Genomic DNA, 14976 nt, shown 5'->3' on the forward strand with positions numbered 1-14976 from the left:
CGCTCGCCCCGCCCCGCTCCGGCCGCCCCGGCCGCCCCGGCCGCTCCGCTCGCCCCCGCCGATCTTGGAGTTTCCGTCCCGACATAAGGCGCTTAAGCCATCGAACCGGGCCCGCAAAGTCCAAGATCGACGGGCCGCTGCGGCGATCTTGGACTTTGCGGGTCGACATAACATCTTCTATCCGCACTATTCGGGCACGGAAACTCCAAGATCGGCGGGGGCGAGCGGAGCGGGGCGGGGCGGGGCGAGCGGGGCGGGGCGGCCTGGGCGAGTTGGGCGAGCGGGGCGGGGGACGAGGTGGAGGTGGAGTGGGGGGCGTGGGGGCTAGGACCAGCCGTAATCGCGCCGCAGCTCGGCCGCGACCAGCTCGAAGCGTTCCCGGTCCAGCACCGCGCCCTCGCGGCGGATGCCGTCCTCGTCCACCTCCAGCACCCGGTCCAGGCGCACCCAGCTCGGACGGTTCTCCCGGTCCCAGGAGCCCGCCCCGAGCGCGTACCAGTCCGGCTGGCCGTCACGGGTGCTGCGGCTGGACAGCATCAGGCCGAGCAGCCGGCGCCCGTCCCGGCCGACCACCAGGACCGGCCGGTCCTTGCCCTGATGCGGGTCGTCCTCGTAGCGGACCCAGGTCCACACGATCTCGCCCGGGTCGGCGTCGCCATCCAGTTGCGGCGCGTACGCGATGTGCCGCCCGCGCCGGGCGGTGGGCACGCTGGGCGAGGCGCCGGAGGCGCCGCGCGTCGTCCGGGTGGTGAGGCGCTTCAGCGCGCCGAGAATGTTGGCCACCGCTGCACCCTAGGGTGTGCGGCCGATGGACGCTCGGCGGCGTTTCAGTTCACGAAGTCCTGGGTCATCCAGACCACGCCCTTACCGTCGCGGACCACGCTCAGGCCGATGTGCCGGAACCCGCTGCTGAGCAGGTTCTTACGGTGCCCGTCCTCGGGCGGGGTCTCGGCCAGCATGCTGTCGGTGAGGCCGTTCGCGGCCCGGATGATCTCGGCGTCGCTGCCGCCGGCCGAGCCGAAGCCGATGTTCTCCCCGGCCGAGGTCCAGGACACGCCCTCGGCGCTGAACCGGTCGCCGATGCCGCCCTCGTTCGCGCACTGATGGGACAGCCCGCAGCCGCCGATCATCAACTGGTTGTGCTTCGCCGAGGCCTGCGACAGATCACCGTCCAGTGTGTACGCGGACAGCCCCTGCGCGGCGCGGGCGGTGTTGATGTGCGCCAGCACCTGGCCGGCGATCGAGCCGCCGGTGGCCGGCGGCGGGCCGGCCGGCGGGGCGGTGCTGGGCTTGCCGGACGGGCGGCCCGGCCGGGTGCTGGTCCGCTTCGGCGCCGCGGTGGTGCGGCGCGGCTTCGGCGTGACGGCGGTCCGCGTCGGCACCGCAGCGGCCGACGCCGACACCGACGGGGATGCGGAGGCCGCCGAGGTCGCGGGCACCGCGGCGGCAGAACCGTCGTCGGTGGGCAGCAGGGAGCGCCCCCCGGCGCCACCGGGCACGGCCGGGGACGCCGGGGCGGCCAGGGGGACGTCCGCGGCGCTGGGGGAGGTGGCCGCGTCGCCGTCGCGCCGGGAGAAGCCGACGGCGGTGAATCCCACACCGATCACCACCGCGGTGGCCCCCGCCGCCAGGGTGTACCGGAATCGGGCGGCGGAGTGTGACACGACGGTGACGACCCTTCCTCGGGCGGTGCCCGGCGCGGGGATCGCCGGGCCGCGAAGCGCAGCCGTGGGGACGGCTTTTGATCATCATGCGTCGGCGAGGCCGTCCGGGTGGGTTCTTTTAGGAGCGTTTAAGAAAGGACTCACCCAGAGATAAGGGCGTCGGCGGCCTACCATGGCCGCGATGCCGTACGCCTGGCTGACCGCGCCCGCCGACGACGTGGCGGACACCGCGCGCCGCCTGCTCGGGTGGCGGCTGACCGCGAACGGGGTGACCGTGCGGATCAGCGAGGTCAAGACCTACTTCCAAGATCCTCCCGGCTGCCGCGAGGCACATGGCGGCGGTAGGTGCTGACGGTCGGGTCGCCGGCGACGGAGAATCGCCACGGCAGGTCGTGTGCAGCGGTCACGCCCACGCGAGGACCAGCTAGGACGCGCTCGTCCGGGACCGGCTCAGTCGGGGGGTGCAAGGTCAGCGGGCCGGTGCCATCAACGACCGACGTCCCATAGGCCGTGAGTTGCAGGCCAAGCGCCTCGACGAAGCGGGCCGGCCCGGAAGCGAGATCGACGTCGCGCTTGGCCGCCGGCCGCCGGGGGCGGGCCAGGTCGGCACCATGCAGCACGTGCCCAGCACGCAGGAGAACTGCCGCAGGCTCCCCCGCCGGTCCACACGTCACATTTGCACAAGTATGCAGTCCATATATGCGGTAGAGATACAGGTGACCCGCTGGGCCGAACATGGCCGCATTACGCGCGGTGCGGCCGCGGTGGGCGTGGCTGGCGGGGTCTTGACCCAAACCTAAATATGCCTCGGTCTCAGTGATCCGGACAGTGACGCCGTTAGCAACAGCCAGCCAGCCGAGAAGGGTACGTGCCGTTTCGGCGACAGCGGCCGCGGGCGCTCCGAGCCAGGCGTAGGTCATACCTCCAGGGAAGCAGAGGGCCCCGGTGAGCTGTCAGCCGCACACTGCACTGTGGTTGGGGAGACTACGGGGCTACTTGCCCGCTGCGCACCAGAGCAACGGCGTGCGTGAAGTCAACATGGTCGGGCACGTGGCCGGCGGTGAAGGTCGGCACGATCACGGCATCGGCGTACGCATCGGCGAAGGCCAGGCCGACGACCCGATCGCCGACCGCGAAATCGGTGACCTCTGCGCCGACGGCGATCACGCGGCCCGCGACCTCGCCGCCCAGCGTGCACGGCAGCGCGGTGACCTCGCCCTCGTTGCGGACCTTGCGAACTGCCGGCAACGTCACCCCGACCGCCCCGGCCCGCACGAGCAGATCGCCGGGCCCCGGTTCGGGCTCGGGTACCTGCTCGATGCGCAGGACCTCCGGACCCCCGTACCGGTGGTAACGAACGCTGCGCACCGTCGGCTCCTCCCGTTAAAAAGTCCCTGGATCTTCCCCCAGTCGAGGTCCTCGGGCATCCAGATTTGGCACCCCGCTGCGTCAAGTAGCCATCTTGAAGGGTGTTCTAGACTGTGGTTCAGCGGGTCCGGGAAGTGACTTGTCCGAAGTGCCGGCCATGGGGATCAGGTCGGCCGCGCTGGATTGCAGAGTCGCCCCCGTGTGTCCTCCCGGACCCGTCTCAAGACGTTTCGCGTCGGCGAGCATCTGCCGGTAGACGACGTCGGACAGCCGCCGTTTCAAATGAGAGCCACACCCAACTGCGATGGGCAGCCGCGATAAGAGCGAACCCGCCGGTCACCTCGACCCAGCCTGGCCGGGCTGCGCTCGTAGATCAATGATCTAAGTAGCCGCGAACCGCTCATTCGGGTAGGCGCGCAGGTCAGTCGTGGCGATGACGCACCCAGGTCGCCTCGTCGAACCCGAGCGCCTCCCGATAGGCGGCCCGCGCACGGGCCTCGAACAGACTCCAGCCCGGTCGCAACTCGACCGCCGGATCGCCGCGGCCCAGACCACCGAAGTCGATTACGCCCGTGAGCCTGCCCCGCTCGACCAGCACGTTGCCGGCCAAGAGATCACCGAGCAGCCATACCGGCGGTCCGGGCCACTCACCAGCCCCCGCGACGTGCAGATCGCTGCCCGGCACGCCGACCCGAAGACCACGATGCGTTACGACCGGGCTCGGAAGAACCGGTTCCGCTGATGCCCGACGCCTGCGACGAAAAGGCAAGGGCTGGGGTGACCGGCGGTGCGGCGGTTGGGGTACTTCGGTCGTGCAGGTCCGACGCTCGATGCTTCCGGTGGGGTGGGCAGAATGGTCGGGTGTCGGCGGGTGGGGTGTCTCGTCCGGCGCCGCAGGTGCTGGAGGCGGTGCTGGAGCGGTTGACGTTCGTGAGCGAGGAGACCGGTTACACGGTGGCGCGGGTGGCCACCAGCCGGGGGTCCGACCTCACGACGGTGGTCGGATCGCTGCTCGGGGCGCAGCCGGGTGAGAGCCTGCGGATGCGGGGCTGGTGGTCCTCGCATCCGCAGTACGGCCGGCAGTTCGAGGTGCTCTCGTACACGACGGTGCTGCCGGCGACCATCCAGGGCATCCGCCGCTACCTCGGTTCGGGGTTGATCAAGGGGATCGGGCCGGTGTTCGCCGAACGTATCGTCGAGCACTTCGGACCGGAAACCCTCGACGTGATCGAGCAGGAGCCGGGCCGGTTGGTCGAGGTGCCGGGGCTCGGCCCGAAGCGTACGGCGAAGATCACCGCGGCCTGGGTGGAGCAGAAGGCGATCAAGGAGGTGATGGTCTTCCTGCAGGGTGTCGGGGTGTCCACGTCGATCGCGGTGCGGATCTACAAGAAGTACGCCGAGAAGTCGATCGACGTGGTGAAGACCGAGCCGTACCGGCTGGCTGCCGATGTGTGGGGCATCGGGTTCAAGACCGCGGACGCGATCGCGCAGGCTGTCGGGATCCCGCACGACAGCCCCGAACGGGTGAAAGCCGGCCTGCAGTACACCCTGTCGCAGGCCACCGACAGCGGCCACTGCTATCTCCCCACCGATCAGCTTGTCGCCGAGGCCACGAAGATCCTGGACGTCTCGGGCGCACTGGCCGCCAGATGCCTGGACGACCTGGTCACGGAAGAAGGGGTCGTCCGCGAGATGCTGCCGGGCCTGGACGGGCCGATCGCGGCGATCTACCTGGTGCCGTTCCACCGGGCCGAGGTGTCGCTGGCCAACGCGCTGCTGACGCTGCTACGCGAGCGGGCCGACCGGATGCCGGCCTTCGGCAGCGTCAACTGGGCCAAAGCCCTGACCTGGCTGAAGACGCGCACCGGCACGCATCTGGCACCGGAACAGGAACAAGCAGTGCGGCTCACGCTCACCTCGAAGGTCGCGGTCCTGACCGGCGGGCCGGGCTGCGGCAAGAGCTTCACGGTCCGCTCGATCGTCGAGCTTGCCGCCGCGAAGCAGGCGAAGATACTTCTGGTCGCGCCGACCGGGCGGGCCGCGAAACGCCTCGCCGAGCTGACCGGCCAGCCCGCCGCGACCGTGCACCGTCTACTCAAGCTGCAGCCAGGCGGCGAAGCGTCCTACGACCGGGACAACCCCCTCGACGTGGACCTGCTCGTCGTCGACGAGGCCTCCATGCTCGACCTAATCCTCGCCAACAAACTCATCAAAGCAGTCCCGCCCGGCGCGCACCTGCTCCTCGTGGGCGACGTCGACCAGCTTCCATCGGTCGGCGCCGGAGAGGTCCTGCGGGATCTGCTCACCGCCGACACCGTGCCGCGGGTCCGGCTCACCCAGGTGTTCCGGCAGGCCGCCGACTCCGGGGTGGTCACCAACGCCCACCGGATCAACGCCGGCCGGCCACCACTGTTGCAAGGGATGACCGACTTCTTCCTGTTCCCGTGCGACGACACCGAGGCCGCCGCGGCGCTGACCGTCGAGGTCGCCTGCACCCGCATCGCCCGCAAGTTCGATCTCGACCCTCGCCGTGACGTGCAGGTCCTCGCCCCGATGCACCGCGGCCCGTCCGGCGCAGGCGCCCTGAACACGCTGCTACAGCAGCAACTCACCCCCGGCCAGGAGGGCCTGCCGGAGCGCCGGGCCGGCGGGCGGGTGTTCCGGGTCGGCGACAAGGTCACCCAGATCCGCAACAACTACGACAAAGGCCAGGCCGGAGTGTTCAACGGCACCATCGGCGTGGTCACCGCCCTCGACCCCGACGAGCAAACCCTCACCGTCCGCACCGACGAGGACGAGAACATCGAGTACGACTTCGACGAACTCGACGAGTTGGCCCACGCCTACGCGATGACCATCCACCGCTCCCAAGGCTCCGAATACCCCGCCGTGGTCATCCCGATCACGACCAGCGCCTGGATGATGCTGCAACGCAACCTGCTCTACACCGCCGTCACCCGCGCCAAAAAACTCGTCGTCCTCGTCGGTTCCCGCCGCGCCCTCGCCGCAGCCATCCGCACCGTCAGCGCCGGCCGCCGCCACACCGCCCTCACCCGCCGCCTCACCACCTGAGCGAAAGGCATCCCGCCCAGTGGCCAACCATCCGTCGCCAGCTACTTCCGGACATGCCGACGAGCGGATGCCTCGCTGCCCACTCGGCGGTTGTGGTCAGGCGCGCGTGGGTGGAGGGTTGTCAACAGTGGAGTCGCACACAACTGTTCCGGTCAGGGAGTGGCGCAGTGACGGCATTGATCGGCCTCGCTGGCGTGATCGTCGGTGCGTTGCTCAGCGCCATCACAACCTACTTCACCATGCGGTCTACCAAGCGGATCGAACTTGAGCACGCATACGACCGCGCGCTGAGGGACAAAAGGTTGGAGAGTTATCAACGACTGTTTCATGTTTCGAAATGTCTCCCGCGGTACTGGCGAGCGGAGGAGACTCCGACGCGGCAGGATCTTCGCCGGTATCGCCGCGACTTCCACGACTGGTACTTCGGCGAGGATGCCGGAGGATTGTTTCTCAGCGATGCTGCGAAGGGCGCCTATCTGCGGCTGCTCAACTCGCTGGCCGAAGTGGCACTGACTAACCGGGACGTCCCGGAAGGTTCGCAAGAGCCGCCGCTGTCAGCGGAGGAGTCGCGCGTTCTGCGTGCACTGGCCAGCGAGCTCAGGCACCAACTTGCTGCAGACATCGGCACCGCCAATCCGCCACGACTGCAATGGACACGACCCAGTCAGACGATCTCGCCGCCGCCATCGGTCACGGACTGATCATCAGGGGGCTGACCGGGGCGTTCAGGACTTCCGGTCGGTGGCGGTCCGACAACTCGATCAATCAAACCAGGTCCCCATAGCCAGGCACAATCACCGCGACCGCCGCCCCATGGTCACATGCGCCGATTGCGGCCCAGCGACATCCTCATCTGTTTGATATGCAGTGACCGTGCGTGGCACACCGCCATTCCAGACGCTTGATCAGATGCGCGCATCTGCCGCTGTCCGTGCGCGGCGGACTGTTGCGTCCCATCACGCGGCGTCGGTATCAGGCTGGACCGCCCGGCTGCGCGCTCATGACGACTGTGTCCGGCGGCGTTGAGGGTGCGAGTCGATTTGCTGCCCTTCGCCACGCCGGTTCCGTAGGGCATCACCCATTACTGCGACCTACCGACGAAATAATGTCAATGATGCGCCAGAATTGCTCGTTTTCCGCCTCGGGAACGAGGTCTAGCAGCGCGCGTCGCACGGCCGCGGCGTGCGCCGGGCGAGCTCCCTCAAGTAACCGCTCGCCTGCTTCCGTAGCCGTGATCATGCGCGCTGAAGCCTCAGCGGTCCTGACGACCAGGTCCCGCTCCTCCATGCGCGAGAGCTGACGCGAGAGTCGGCTGCGTTCCCAGCCCAGCAGCCTGGCGAGCTCCTGCTGGCGCAAGCTGCCCTGCCCCAACTCCACCACCCTGCTCAACACCGCGAAGTCAGCGCCGGACATCCCGGCGGCCATCCCGATCTGCTGTTCCACCTCATGCATCACCACGTCACAGGCCCGCTTCCACGCCGTCCATCGCGCCAGCTCAGTCCGAGTCAAGGAGTCCACCACCCCGCGAGCCTAACCTCACGTTTACATGTCAACGCAGTGGTTATATTGTTGACATGTAAACAATGCTGGGGTCCTAGCTCAAGCTCGGCACAACTCGACGAACATGGGAAGGACAGCGATGAACGCCCTCATCACCGGCGGGAGCCAAGGAATCGGTCTCGGCCTCGCAGCACGCTATCTCCACGCAGGCCACCAAGTCATGATCACCGGACGCTCCAGCGAGCGGCTCGAACGCGCCGCCACCGCGAACCCCGGCCTACTGACCTACCGCAACGACATCGGGCGACCCGAAGAACGCGAACAACTCGCGGACCACGTCCGAGCGGCGATGCCGAACCTCGACACCATCATCAACAACGCCGGCATCCAACGCCGGATCGGCCTCGCCGCCGACAACGCCTCCTGGGCCGAACGACAAGCCGAGATCGACATCCTGCTCGCCGGCCCGGTACAGCTCAACCACCTGCTGATCCCGACGATGCTGCGACACGGGCGACGTAGCATGATCGTCAACGTCACCTCAGGCGGAGCGTTCATCCCACAACCATTCGCACCCCTCTACAGCGCCTGCAAAGCGGCCTTGCACAGCTACACCGTCAATCTGCGCTACGCCCTCGCCAACACGCCCTGCCGAGTCGTCGAACTCATCCCACCCGCCGTCGCCACCGCCCTCGCCGGCACGGGCAACACTCACGGAGCACCACCCGACGACTTCTGCGACACCGTATTCTCCGCGCTGCGCGACGGCACAGACAACGAAATCGGATACGGCATGACCGACAGTCCGGCCTTCAAGACGCAGATGCGAGCCGCCACCGCAGCCTTCGAACAGTTCGCCACACGATTTCCCATCGAGGCATACGCCCCGGTCACCGCCGAATAGCCAAAACGCGGATCATCGCTTCGCCACATACTCAACTGCCGCTGTCATCGCGCGCCGACCCTGCGGGCAGGCGCTGTCGGTGTCCACCAAATCCGTTGGCGTGCACCACCGTGCCGCGGAAGGGATCTCTGATCTTGCTGGCGACTCGTCTTGGGAAGTGGCATGGTCATGAACTCGTACGCACCACGTAGGCGCACGTTCAGCACCGAGGTCGCCCTGTCCGTGCACAGCCGAACGTCGGTGGGCAGCCTCAACCCGCTGTGGGCGATCGTTGCCGCCGGGATCTGCGCGGGGTCCAAACCCTCGCGCCGGGCCATCAAGACGCCCAGGTCGTAGCGGCTGACCGGGTCAGTTCCAGCGACGTTGAGAATTCCCGCATAGTCACCGGTGGCCAGCTCAAGCAGGGCGTCAGCCAGGTCGAAGACGTGTACGGGCTTGCGGATCATGTCGGTGAACAGCGCACCGTGGACGTGGCCGGTGATCAGGTCGCGGGTCAGTCTCTCGTGCTGTCCGTGCCCGTCGCCGAGGATCAGCGACGTGCGTACCACGGCCGCTTGCGGATCGATCGCCCTGACCGCGGTCTCCGCGGCGGCCTTGGCCGCACCATAGGGGTAGATCGGGTCGGGCGTGGCGGTCTCGTCATACTCGACGTTGCGGCCGGAGAACAGGGCGTCGCTGGAGACATGGACCAACCGGGCGCTGGCCGCCACGCTCGCCGCCGCGACGTGTGCGGCGCCGTCGGCCACGACATGCCAGTCATCGCGCCCTGAGGCGGTATGGATGACCGCGTCGGGACGGACGCGCTCAATCAGCTCCTGAACGGCGGACCGGTCGCAGATGTCGAGTCGCTCACCGGCCACCGGTGCGGGTGTGCGCAGGTAGGTGCCGACGACGGAGAAGCCGACGGTTGCGGCGCGTTCGGCCGTGCGTGAACCGAGGTGGCCGCTGCCGCCGGTGATGAGAATCCGACTGGTCATCGCCGTCCACCATATTGGTGGCTCCATCGGGCCTTCAGAATGCCACGACCAACATCCGCGACCGTAGACGTCGAAGGCTCGGAGGCACGGATCTGCCGCGAACCGCTCGCTACGTAGCGTCACGCCGCCGCGGCCCGGCGGCGCCCGCTCGTGCCGATGAGAATGCCCTTGATCTATGTAGCGTCGGAGGGCCGAGATTTCTCAGCGCTGTCGGAGCGCATACGCCACGAGGTCAGGGTGATGACAGCGAACGTCGCCGGAGCGGCGATGCTGGTGGGTGGGCTTCCGGCTGCTAGATGCGACGCGCAGGCACCGGTCATGTTGATGAGTATTCCGGCGTAGGCCCATTCCTTGAGGCGAGGAAGTCCCGGCGTCAGAAGGGCGGCTGCCGCGAGGAGCTTCGCCGTGCCCAAGATCCCCGCGAAGTACGGCGGGTACCCAAGATTGATCATTACGGAGTAGAACGGCGGTTGCCGGAGCAAGTCCAGCAACCCACCGGCGATGCACTCGCCGATGGTTAGGCCAGTTGAGACGCGGTACACAGTGATGCGCATGGCCGTTTGCCCCTTCAACGTCACATTCGAGCCCGCTCCGGGTTCACCACCATGAACCCGCACGACGAGAGGGTGTGACAGATGACCGAGTCGAACCGGCTGGTCGAACTGTTCGAGCAGCATCGAGGACGGCTGCGAGCCGTCGCGTACCGCATACTCGGATCCTCTGCGGAGGCCGACGACGCCTTGCAGGAGGCCTGGTTACGTCTGAGCGCTGCACGGTCCGGCGAGATCGACAACCTGGGCGGATGGCTGACCACCGTCGTCGCTCATGAGTGTCTGCGGATGCTGCGCAGCCGTCGGCGCAGGGCAGAACAGCCACTGTCTGAAACGGCCGCCGGTGACGACTTGGACGAGGTGGTCCTCACCGCAGACGCCGTCGGACGGGCACTGATGATCGTGCTTGACACCCTGACGCCGGCCGAACGCGTGGCCTTCGTGCTGCACGACGTGTTCGAGATGTCGTTCGACGAGATCGCGCCGATCGTGGACCGCACATCTGCCGCCACCCGCCAACTCGCGAGCCGTGCACGGCGCAGAGTCCGGGCGGCGGCCCCAGCAAAGCGCACCGACCTGGCACGGCAACAGGCTGCCGTCGACGCGTTTCTCGTCGCGGTTAGTGAGGGAGACCTCGATGCGCTGCTCGGCATCCTCCACCCGGATGTGGTGCTGCGCGACGACCGCTCCGCAGCACCACAGATGCGTGGTGCGCAGGCCGTCGCGGCATACGCGGCGGGCTTTCGACGGGGCGCGCCGTTCGCCCGACCCGCGCTTGTCTGCGGCCGAGCCGGTCTCGCGCTGATACGCCACGGTCACGTGATCGGCGGCTTGGGCTTCGTCGTCGACGACGGCATCGTCGTCGTCGAGGTCATTTCAAATCCGGCAGAGATAGGGGTGCCGGACAGCCCGGGGAAGTCTGAACAATGCCGACCTCGCGAGAGATCGGTCGATGGCTCTCAGTCCGATGGCACTCCTTGATCGGTGTCACTCTCATGGCACCCCGCCGTCCGTGCGTGCCAGTGACCGGCCGTCACGCACCGTTTTGACCGGCCGCCGCGGACAATCAACTTTGCTGGGTCGGGCGCCGGCGGTGCACGAGACGTCACATCAGCTCGAGTGCTACGCCGTCCTCCGACTCGTTGCCGCCGGCGCCATGGTGACGAATAATCCCAACGACTTCGTCGACAATGTGGGGCCGACATCTTGCTTGGAGTCGCCGAGCCTGACGAGGCCGTCGTGGATGTCGAGGCGGCGTTCCCAGCGCACGGCGAGCCAGCGGAATTGGTGCAGCAGGGCGAAGGTCTGTTCGAGACGTATTCCGATGGGAAGGGAATCGTTTCGGCTGGTTCCCTACCAAGATCCCCACCATTTGCCGCCGCCCGCCGACCGCGTGGGCCATTCCGCCCCACTGAGTGCGTCTCGTCCGGTGGAGGCCAGGCGCCGACTTCGATCGCGTGATTATGGCGCCTCTTGTAGATCATGACCTCGGTCGGTACCAGGCATTCTCTCCGAGGTTGGATCCCTCTCCGTGTATCCAATCACGAGGCGAACCCGTGGCGTGAACGCGCGGATCTGCCGAGAACAGCGTGTCGTCACATTTCAGAGTGAGATGCACATAATGTCATTGGAAACGGATATCGATGCATTATGAAATCGACACTTGGTGTTGTTGAGCACCTTCCCGTCCTCTCGGTGGTGCCAATTCTGCTGGCAATTTCGGCGCCTTCTTGTTGCGATTCGGTGTTATCGGGATCGGCGGCGGCCGGCCGCCGGATCTCCAAGCTGGCCTGGTACTGCTCGCGGGCCGTGGTCAGGTTACCCGCCTGGCCCGCGACGCCCGGGCTTGTTCGGCTGATCGACAGGCCCGGGTGGCTCGGTCGTGTTCCTGCCGTACGGGTACGGGTGCGGTGGCGTACCGGTGCCCGGTTGTGGATCAGTGCTTTGGCCGGGCGCTGTGTTGGTGTCGATCGTCGGATCGGGTCGGTTCAGTAGGTCATGTCCATGGCTGCGCGGACCTGGTGGAGGGTCTGTTCGGCGATCTGGTTGGCGCGGGCATTGCCTTCCGCGAGGATCTGGCGCAGGTAGTCGGGGTCGGCGGCGAGGGCCTGTCGGTGTTGTCGTAGTGGTCGCAGGTGTTCGTTGACGGCCTCGGTGACCAGGGTCTTGAGTGCCGCTGCGCCGCGGTCGCCGATGTCGTCGGCGAGGTCGTGCGGTGGCTGGCCGGTGCACAGGGCGGCGGTCAGTAGCAGGCTGGATACCTCGGGGCGGCGGTCCGGGTCGTAGCTGATGGTTCGTTGGCTGTCGGTCTTGGCGCGGCGGATGAGTTGCGCTGTCCGGTCGTCGGTGTCGCGGAGGTCGATCACGTTGCCGCGACTCTTGCTCATCTTGGTGCCGTCGACCCCGAGCAGCAGCGGCGCGTCGCTCAGCAGCGCGTCGGGTTCGGGGAACACCTCGACGCCCGCGGCGAAACGTTCGTTGAACCGGCGGGCGACGAGTCGGGTCATCTCCAGATGGGGAAGCTGGTCCTTGCCGACGGGGACGAGGTTGCCGCGGCAGAACAGGATGTCGGCGGCCTGATGGACGGGGTAGGTGAACAGCAGGCCGCTCATCGCGCGGGTGCCTGCGGCTTCGGCCTCGGCCTTGACCGTGGGGTTGCGGCGTAGCTCGGCGACGCTGACCAGGCTGAGGAAGGGCAGCATCAGTTGGTGCAGTGCGGGTACCGCGCTGTGGGTGAAGATCTTGGCGGTGGCCGGATCGACGCCGGCGGCGAGGTAGTCCAGCAGCAATTCCCGGACGTTGTCGGTCAGGTTGCCGACGTTGTCGCGGTCGGTGATGACCTGGTAGTCGGCGATGACAAGGAACGTCTCGACGCCGAGGCGTTGCAGACGGACCCGGTTGGCGAGGGTTCCGAAGTAGTGGCCCAGGTGTAACGGGCCGGTAGGCCGGTCCCCGGTCAGGACACGGAATCGTGCGGGGTTCTCAGCGATCTCACGCTCGAGGTGAGCGCTGCGGCGCGCGGCCAGGGCGACGGCGTCGTCGGCGACGATGGTCATGGGGGTCTCCCGAAGGTTGGGGGAGCCACCTTGGCCGTCACCGCCGCGCTGCCACAGATCTCCTGCGCTGCCGAGCCGTCCGAAGGCGGCCCGAGACAAGATGAATCACGGCCGTCACATGGACGGCCGCCACCAGGGGCAGGAAGCAAGCAGCACGCCCCCATGATACCCACAACAGCGCGCCGTGTTCTGCCCCGATCCGCACGACGGCCGTCGGTGAGCAAGCGCAGGTCGTCCACCAGAATGACGCGCTTCGCGCCTTCAACGCCTCGCCATGTTGCCTGATCCCGCGGTCGGCGGTGCATTATCACTGCGCGATCCGCTCGCTACAGGGCGTCACGACGGTCGAGGGGCCGGTCGACTCCCGCTCGTGCCGGTGTCCGGACGCGTTTGGCGCGGCCTACCAGGTCGGGGTGAGGGCGTAGCGGACGTAGTCGGTGATGGAGGCGGCGAGGTCTTCCGGCGGAGCGGCCATCCGATTGTGGGTGAACGCGATGGCCATCTTGCGGTCCGGATCGGCGAAGGCAAGGCTTCCTCCGCTGCCCTTGCAACCGAACGCGCCGGAGTGACCGCCGAAGTCGGGAAGGCCGGAGAAATAGCCGAGGCATTTTGGCACGGGGACGCCGAGCACGCGATCGGGTGCGGTGATCGTGATCGTGGTGATCGTCTTCAGGCGGTCGGCGTGGATGAGTCGGACGCCGTCGACCTCGCCGATGAGGGCGGCCGATGCCCGGATCGGCCTCGCCGGCGAACGCGTTCACCACCAGCTCACCGCGTAAGTACGCGGCGACTTGCAGGCCGGTCTCCTGGCCACGGTCGACGAGTTCCGCGAGATGGTTCTGCACTCGCCGCTGTGGGTCCACGCGATCGTCCTCCGTCAACGGTGGCCGCTTCGCGGTCCCGACAAGCACCGGTCGCGTCAAGCCTGATCCGACCCTGCTGTCGGGAGGCTGAGACCGGCTCAGCTTCCTGACAGCACGCCAGATTCCCTCCCCGAGCAGCATCCGCTCATGCCGCGACCATGCGCGACGGCCAGCGCTGAACCAACGCGCTTCGTGACGGAGGCCAGGGCGGGATGGTGCGTGCGGAGGTGAATCTAATCGCTTAGCCGGTCGGCGACATACTCCTGCAGCGCTGGGTCTACGCCACGTTCGCGCGCTGCCCGTAGTGTCAGTTGGACGTCGGCGCCATGCCGGAGCATATGGTCGATGAGCGGCTCGTAGCGGTCAGGCCGGTCGCGGACCAGCTCCGAGGCGAGGCGCAACTCGGGACGCACGGCCGGAACGGCGTGTCCCGCCAGGTCGACGAGTACGTAATGCCGCCACGGGCCTTGGCCGGCGCACTCCACCGTGTCGGTTTCCGTCGGCCTCTCGACCGTGCTGAGTTCCACGGGCGTGCCGCAGACGTCGAAACGGGCGTAATACTGCTGGGCGGCGGGCATCCACGTCGGCGGCGTGTGGCAGGCGAAATCGGCGAGCGTGGCCGCGAACGCATCGACCCCGGCGCGGTCGGCGAGCAGGACGTCGACGTCCGCGGTGGGAAGGTCGACGCCCTGGATGCGGGCGGCGGCCGTTCCGACGAGCCGGTATGTCACGGCGGCCGCGGCCGCGAAGGCCTCCACCGCGGAGGAAAGCGTCATGCAGCGATGGTGGTCTACGGGTACGACATCTTCTACGGGTGGCTCAGGACCACTCGGACGCAGCGCGGTGAATTCAGCCGTCGGAAATCCATGCCAGCCGTGCCTGACGCCGACCCAAGTACTCCTCACCGGTGTCTCATACGCGTGAACGGTGAGCCGGCATCCGGATCTGCCGCCGATCGTGCGCGGTGAACAGGACGGCCGTCACGTTCGGCACGGCCCGCACCTGCCCAGCGCACGGAGCC

General features: G+C 67.7%; 16 protein-coding genes. 5 read left to right on the top strand and 11 right to left on the bottom strand.

The window, feature by feature from the left end; translation table 11 throughout:
- Nucleotides 1-324: 324 nt before the first annotated feature.
- Complete coding sequence (locus IEY73_RS31555; protein WP_189083011.1) at nt 325-783, bottom strand: type II toxin-antitoxin system PemK/MazF family toxin; 459 nt, start codon at nt 781-783, stop codon at nt 325-327.
- Between the two features lie 44 nt (nt 784-827).
- Complete coding sequence (locus IEY73_RS31560; RefSeq protein ID WP_189083012.1) at nt 828-1664, bottom strand: CAP domain-containing protein; 837 nt, start codon at nt 1662-1664, stop codon at nt 828-830.
- Between the two features lie 181 nt (nt 1665-1845).
- On the opposite strand from IEY73_RS31560, the gene IEY73_RS31565 reads away from it, so the two are divergent.
- Nucleotides 1846-2016: a hypothetical protein gene (locus IEY73_RS31565; protein WP_189083013.1), complete on the top strand. Its 171-nt coding sequence runs from the start codon at nt 1846-1848 to the stop codon at nt 2014-2016.
- On the opposite strand, the gene IEY73_RS31570 is transcribed toward IEY73_RS31565, so the two are convergent.
- The 3 genes from IEY73_RS31570 to IEY73_RS33970 all read right to left on the bottom strand — a co-directional run bounded on the left by IEY73_RS31570 (nt 1955) and on the right by IEY73_RS33970 (nt 3717).
- Nucleotides 1955-2584, bottom strand: coding sequence for a DNA-3-methyladenine glycosylase (locus IEY73_RS31570; protein WP_189083014.1), 630 nt, complete (start codon nt 2582-2584; stop codon nt 1955-1957). The genes IEY73_RS31565 and IEY73_RS31570 overlap by 62 nt on opposite strands.
- 64 nt (nt 2585-2648) lie before the next feature.
- Entirely contained in the window at nt 2649-3032 is a 384-nt protein-coding gene (locus tag IEY73_RS31575; RefSeq protein ID WP_229716342.1) for an alcohol dehydrogenase catalytic domain-containing protein, read from the bottom strand.
- A 421-nt stretch (nt 3033-3453) separates the two neighbouring features.
- Entirely contained in the window at nt 3454-3717 is a 264-nt protein-coding gene (locus tag IEY73_RS33970) for a phosphotransferase (RefSeq protein WP_229716343.1), read from the bottom strand.
- Between the two features lie 176 nt (nt 3718-3893).
- Here IEY73_RS33970 and recD2 point away from each other — a divergent pair, with 176 nt between their 5' ends.
- Both recD2 and IEY73_RS31590 read left to right on the top strand, forming a co-directional pair.
- The gene (gene recD2, locus IEY73_RS31585) at nt 3894-6104 is read left to right on the top strand and encodes an SF1B family DNA helicase RecD2 (RefSeq protein WP_229716344.1); all 2211 of its coding nucleotides are present in this window, start codon (nt 3894-3896) and stop codon (nt 6102-6104) included.
- 167 nt (nt 6105-6271) lie between these two features.
- Nucleotides 6272-6805 (top strand): hypothetical protein, encoded by a 534-nt coding sequence (locus tag IEY73_RS31590; RefSeq protein ID WP_189083016.1) that lies wholly within the window; start codon nt 6272-6274, stop codon nt 6803-6805.
- Nucleotides 6806-7178: 373 nt separating this feature from the next.
- Here the strand turns inward: IEY73_RS31590 and IEY73_RS31595 are convergent, their stop codons facing one another.
- The gene (locus tag IEY73_RS31595; protein ID WP_189083017.1) at nt 7179-7547 is read right to left on the bottom strand and encodes a MarR family winged helix-turn-helix transcriptional regulator; all 369 of its coding nucleotides are present in this window, start codon (nt 7545-7547) and stop codon (nt 7179-7181) included.
- A gap of 196 nt (nt 7548-7743) precedes the next feature.
- On the opposite strand from IEY73_RS31595, the gene IEY73_RS31600 reads away from it, so the two are divergent.
- On the top strand, nt 7744-8508 hold the full coding sequence (locus IEY73_RS31600) for an SDR family oxidoreductase (RefSeq protein ID WP_189083018.1): 765 nt from the start codon (nt 7744-7746) through the stop codon (nt 8506-8508).
- Between the two features lie 44 nt (nt 8509-8552).
- Here IEY73_RS31600 and IEY73_RS31605 read toward each other — a convergent pair whose 3' ends face one another.
- Nucleotides 8553-9485 (bottom strand): SDR family oxidoreductase, encoded by a 933-nt coding sequence (locus IEY73_RS31605; protein WP_189083019.1) that lies wholly within the window; start codon nt 9483-9485, stop codon nt 8553-8555.
- Nucleotides 9486-9658: 173 nt separating this feature from the next.
- Nucleotides 9659-10039 carry a DoxX family protein gene (locus IEY73_RS31610; protein ID WP_189083020.1) on the bottom strand — a complete coding sequence of 127 codons (381 nt, stop codon included), beginning with the start codon at nt 10037-10039 and terminating at the stop codon, nt 9659-9661.
- A gap of 81 nt (nt 10040-10120) precedes the next feature.
- Here IEY73_RS31610 and IEY73_RS31615 point away from each other — a divergent pair, with 81 nt between their 5' ends.
- Nucleotides 10121-11017, top strand: a complete 897-nt coding sequence (locus IEY73_RS31615) for a sigma-70 family RNA polymerase sigma factor (protein WP_189083021.1) — start codon at nt 10121-10123, stop codon at nt 11015-11017.
- A gap of 1007 nt (nt 11018-12024) precedes the next feature.
- Here the strand turns inward: IEY73_RS31615 and trpS are convergent.
- The 3 genes from trpS to IEY73_RS31630 form a co-directional block, all read right to left on the bottom strand.
- Complete coding sequence (trpS, locus tag IEY73_RS31620; RefSeq protein WP_189083022.1) at nt 12025-13092, bottom strand: tryptophan--tRNA ligase; 1068 nt, start codon at nt 13090-13092, stop codon at nt 12025-12027.
- Nucleotides 13093-13492: 400 nt separating this feature from the next.
- A complete protein-coding gene (locus IEY73_RS31625; protein WP_189083023.1) occupies nt 13493-13708 on the bottom strand; it encodes a hypothetical protein in 216 nt (71 codons plus the stop codon).
- A 480-nt stretch (nt 13709-14188) separates the two neighbouring features.
- On the bottom strand, nt 14189-14731 hold the full coding sequence (locus IEY73_RS31630) for a hypothetical protein (RefSeq protein ID WP_189083024.1): 543 nt from the start codon (nt 14729-14731) through the stop codon (nt 14189-14191).
- Nucleotides 14732-14976: the final 245 nt, after the last annotated feature.

Source organism: Mangrovihabitans endophyticus (assembly GCF_014646155.1).
GTDB lineage: Bacteria > Actinomycetota > Actinomycetes > Mycobacteriales > Micromonosporaceae > Actinoplanes > Actinoplanes endophyticus.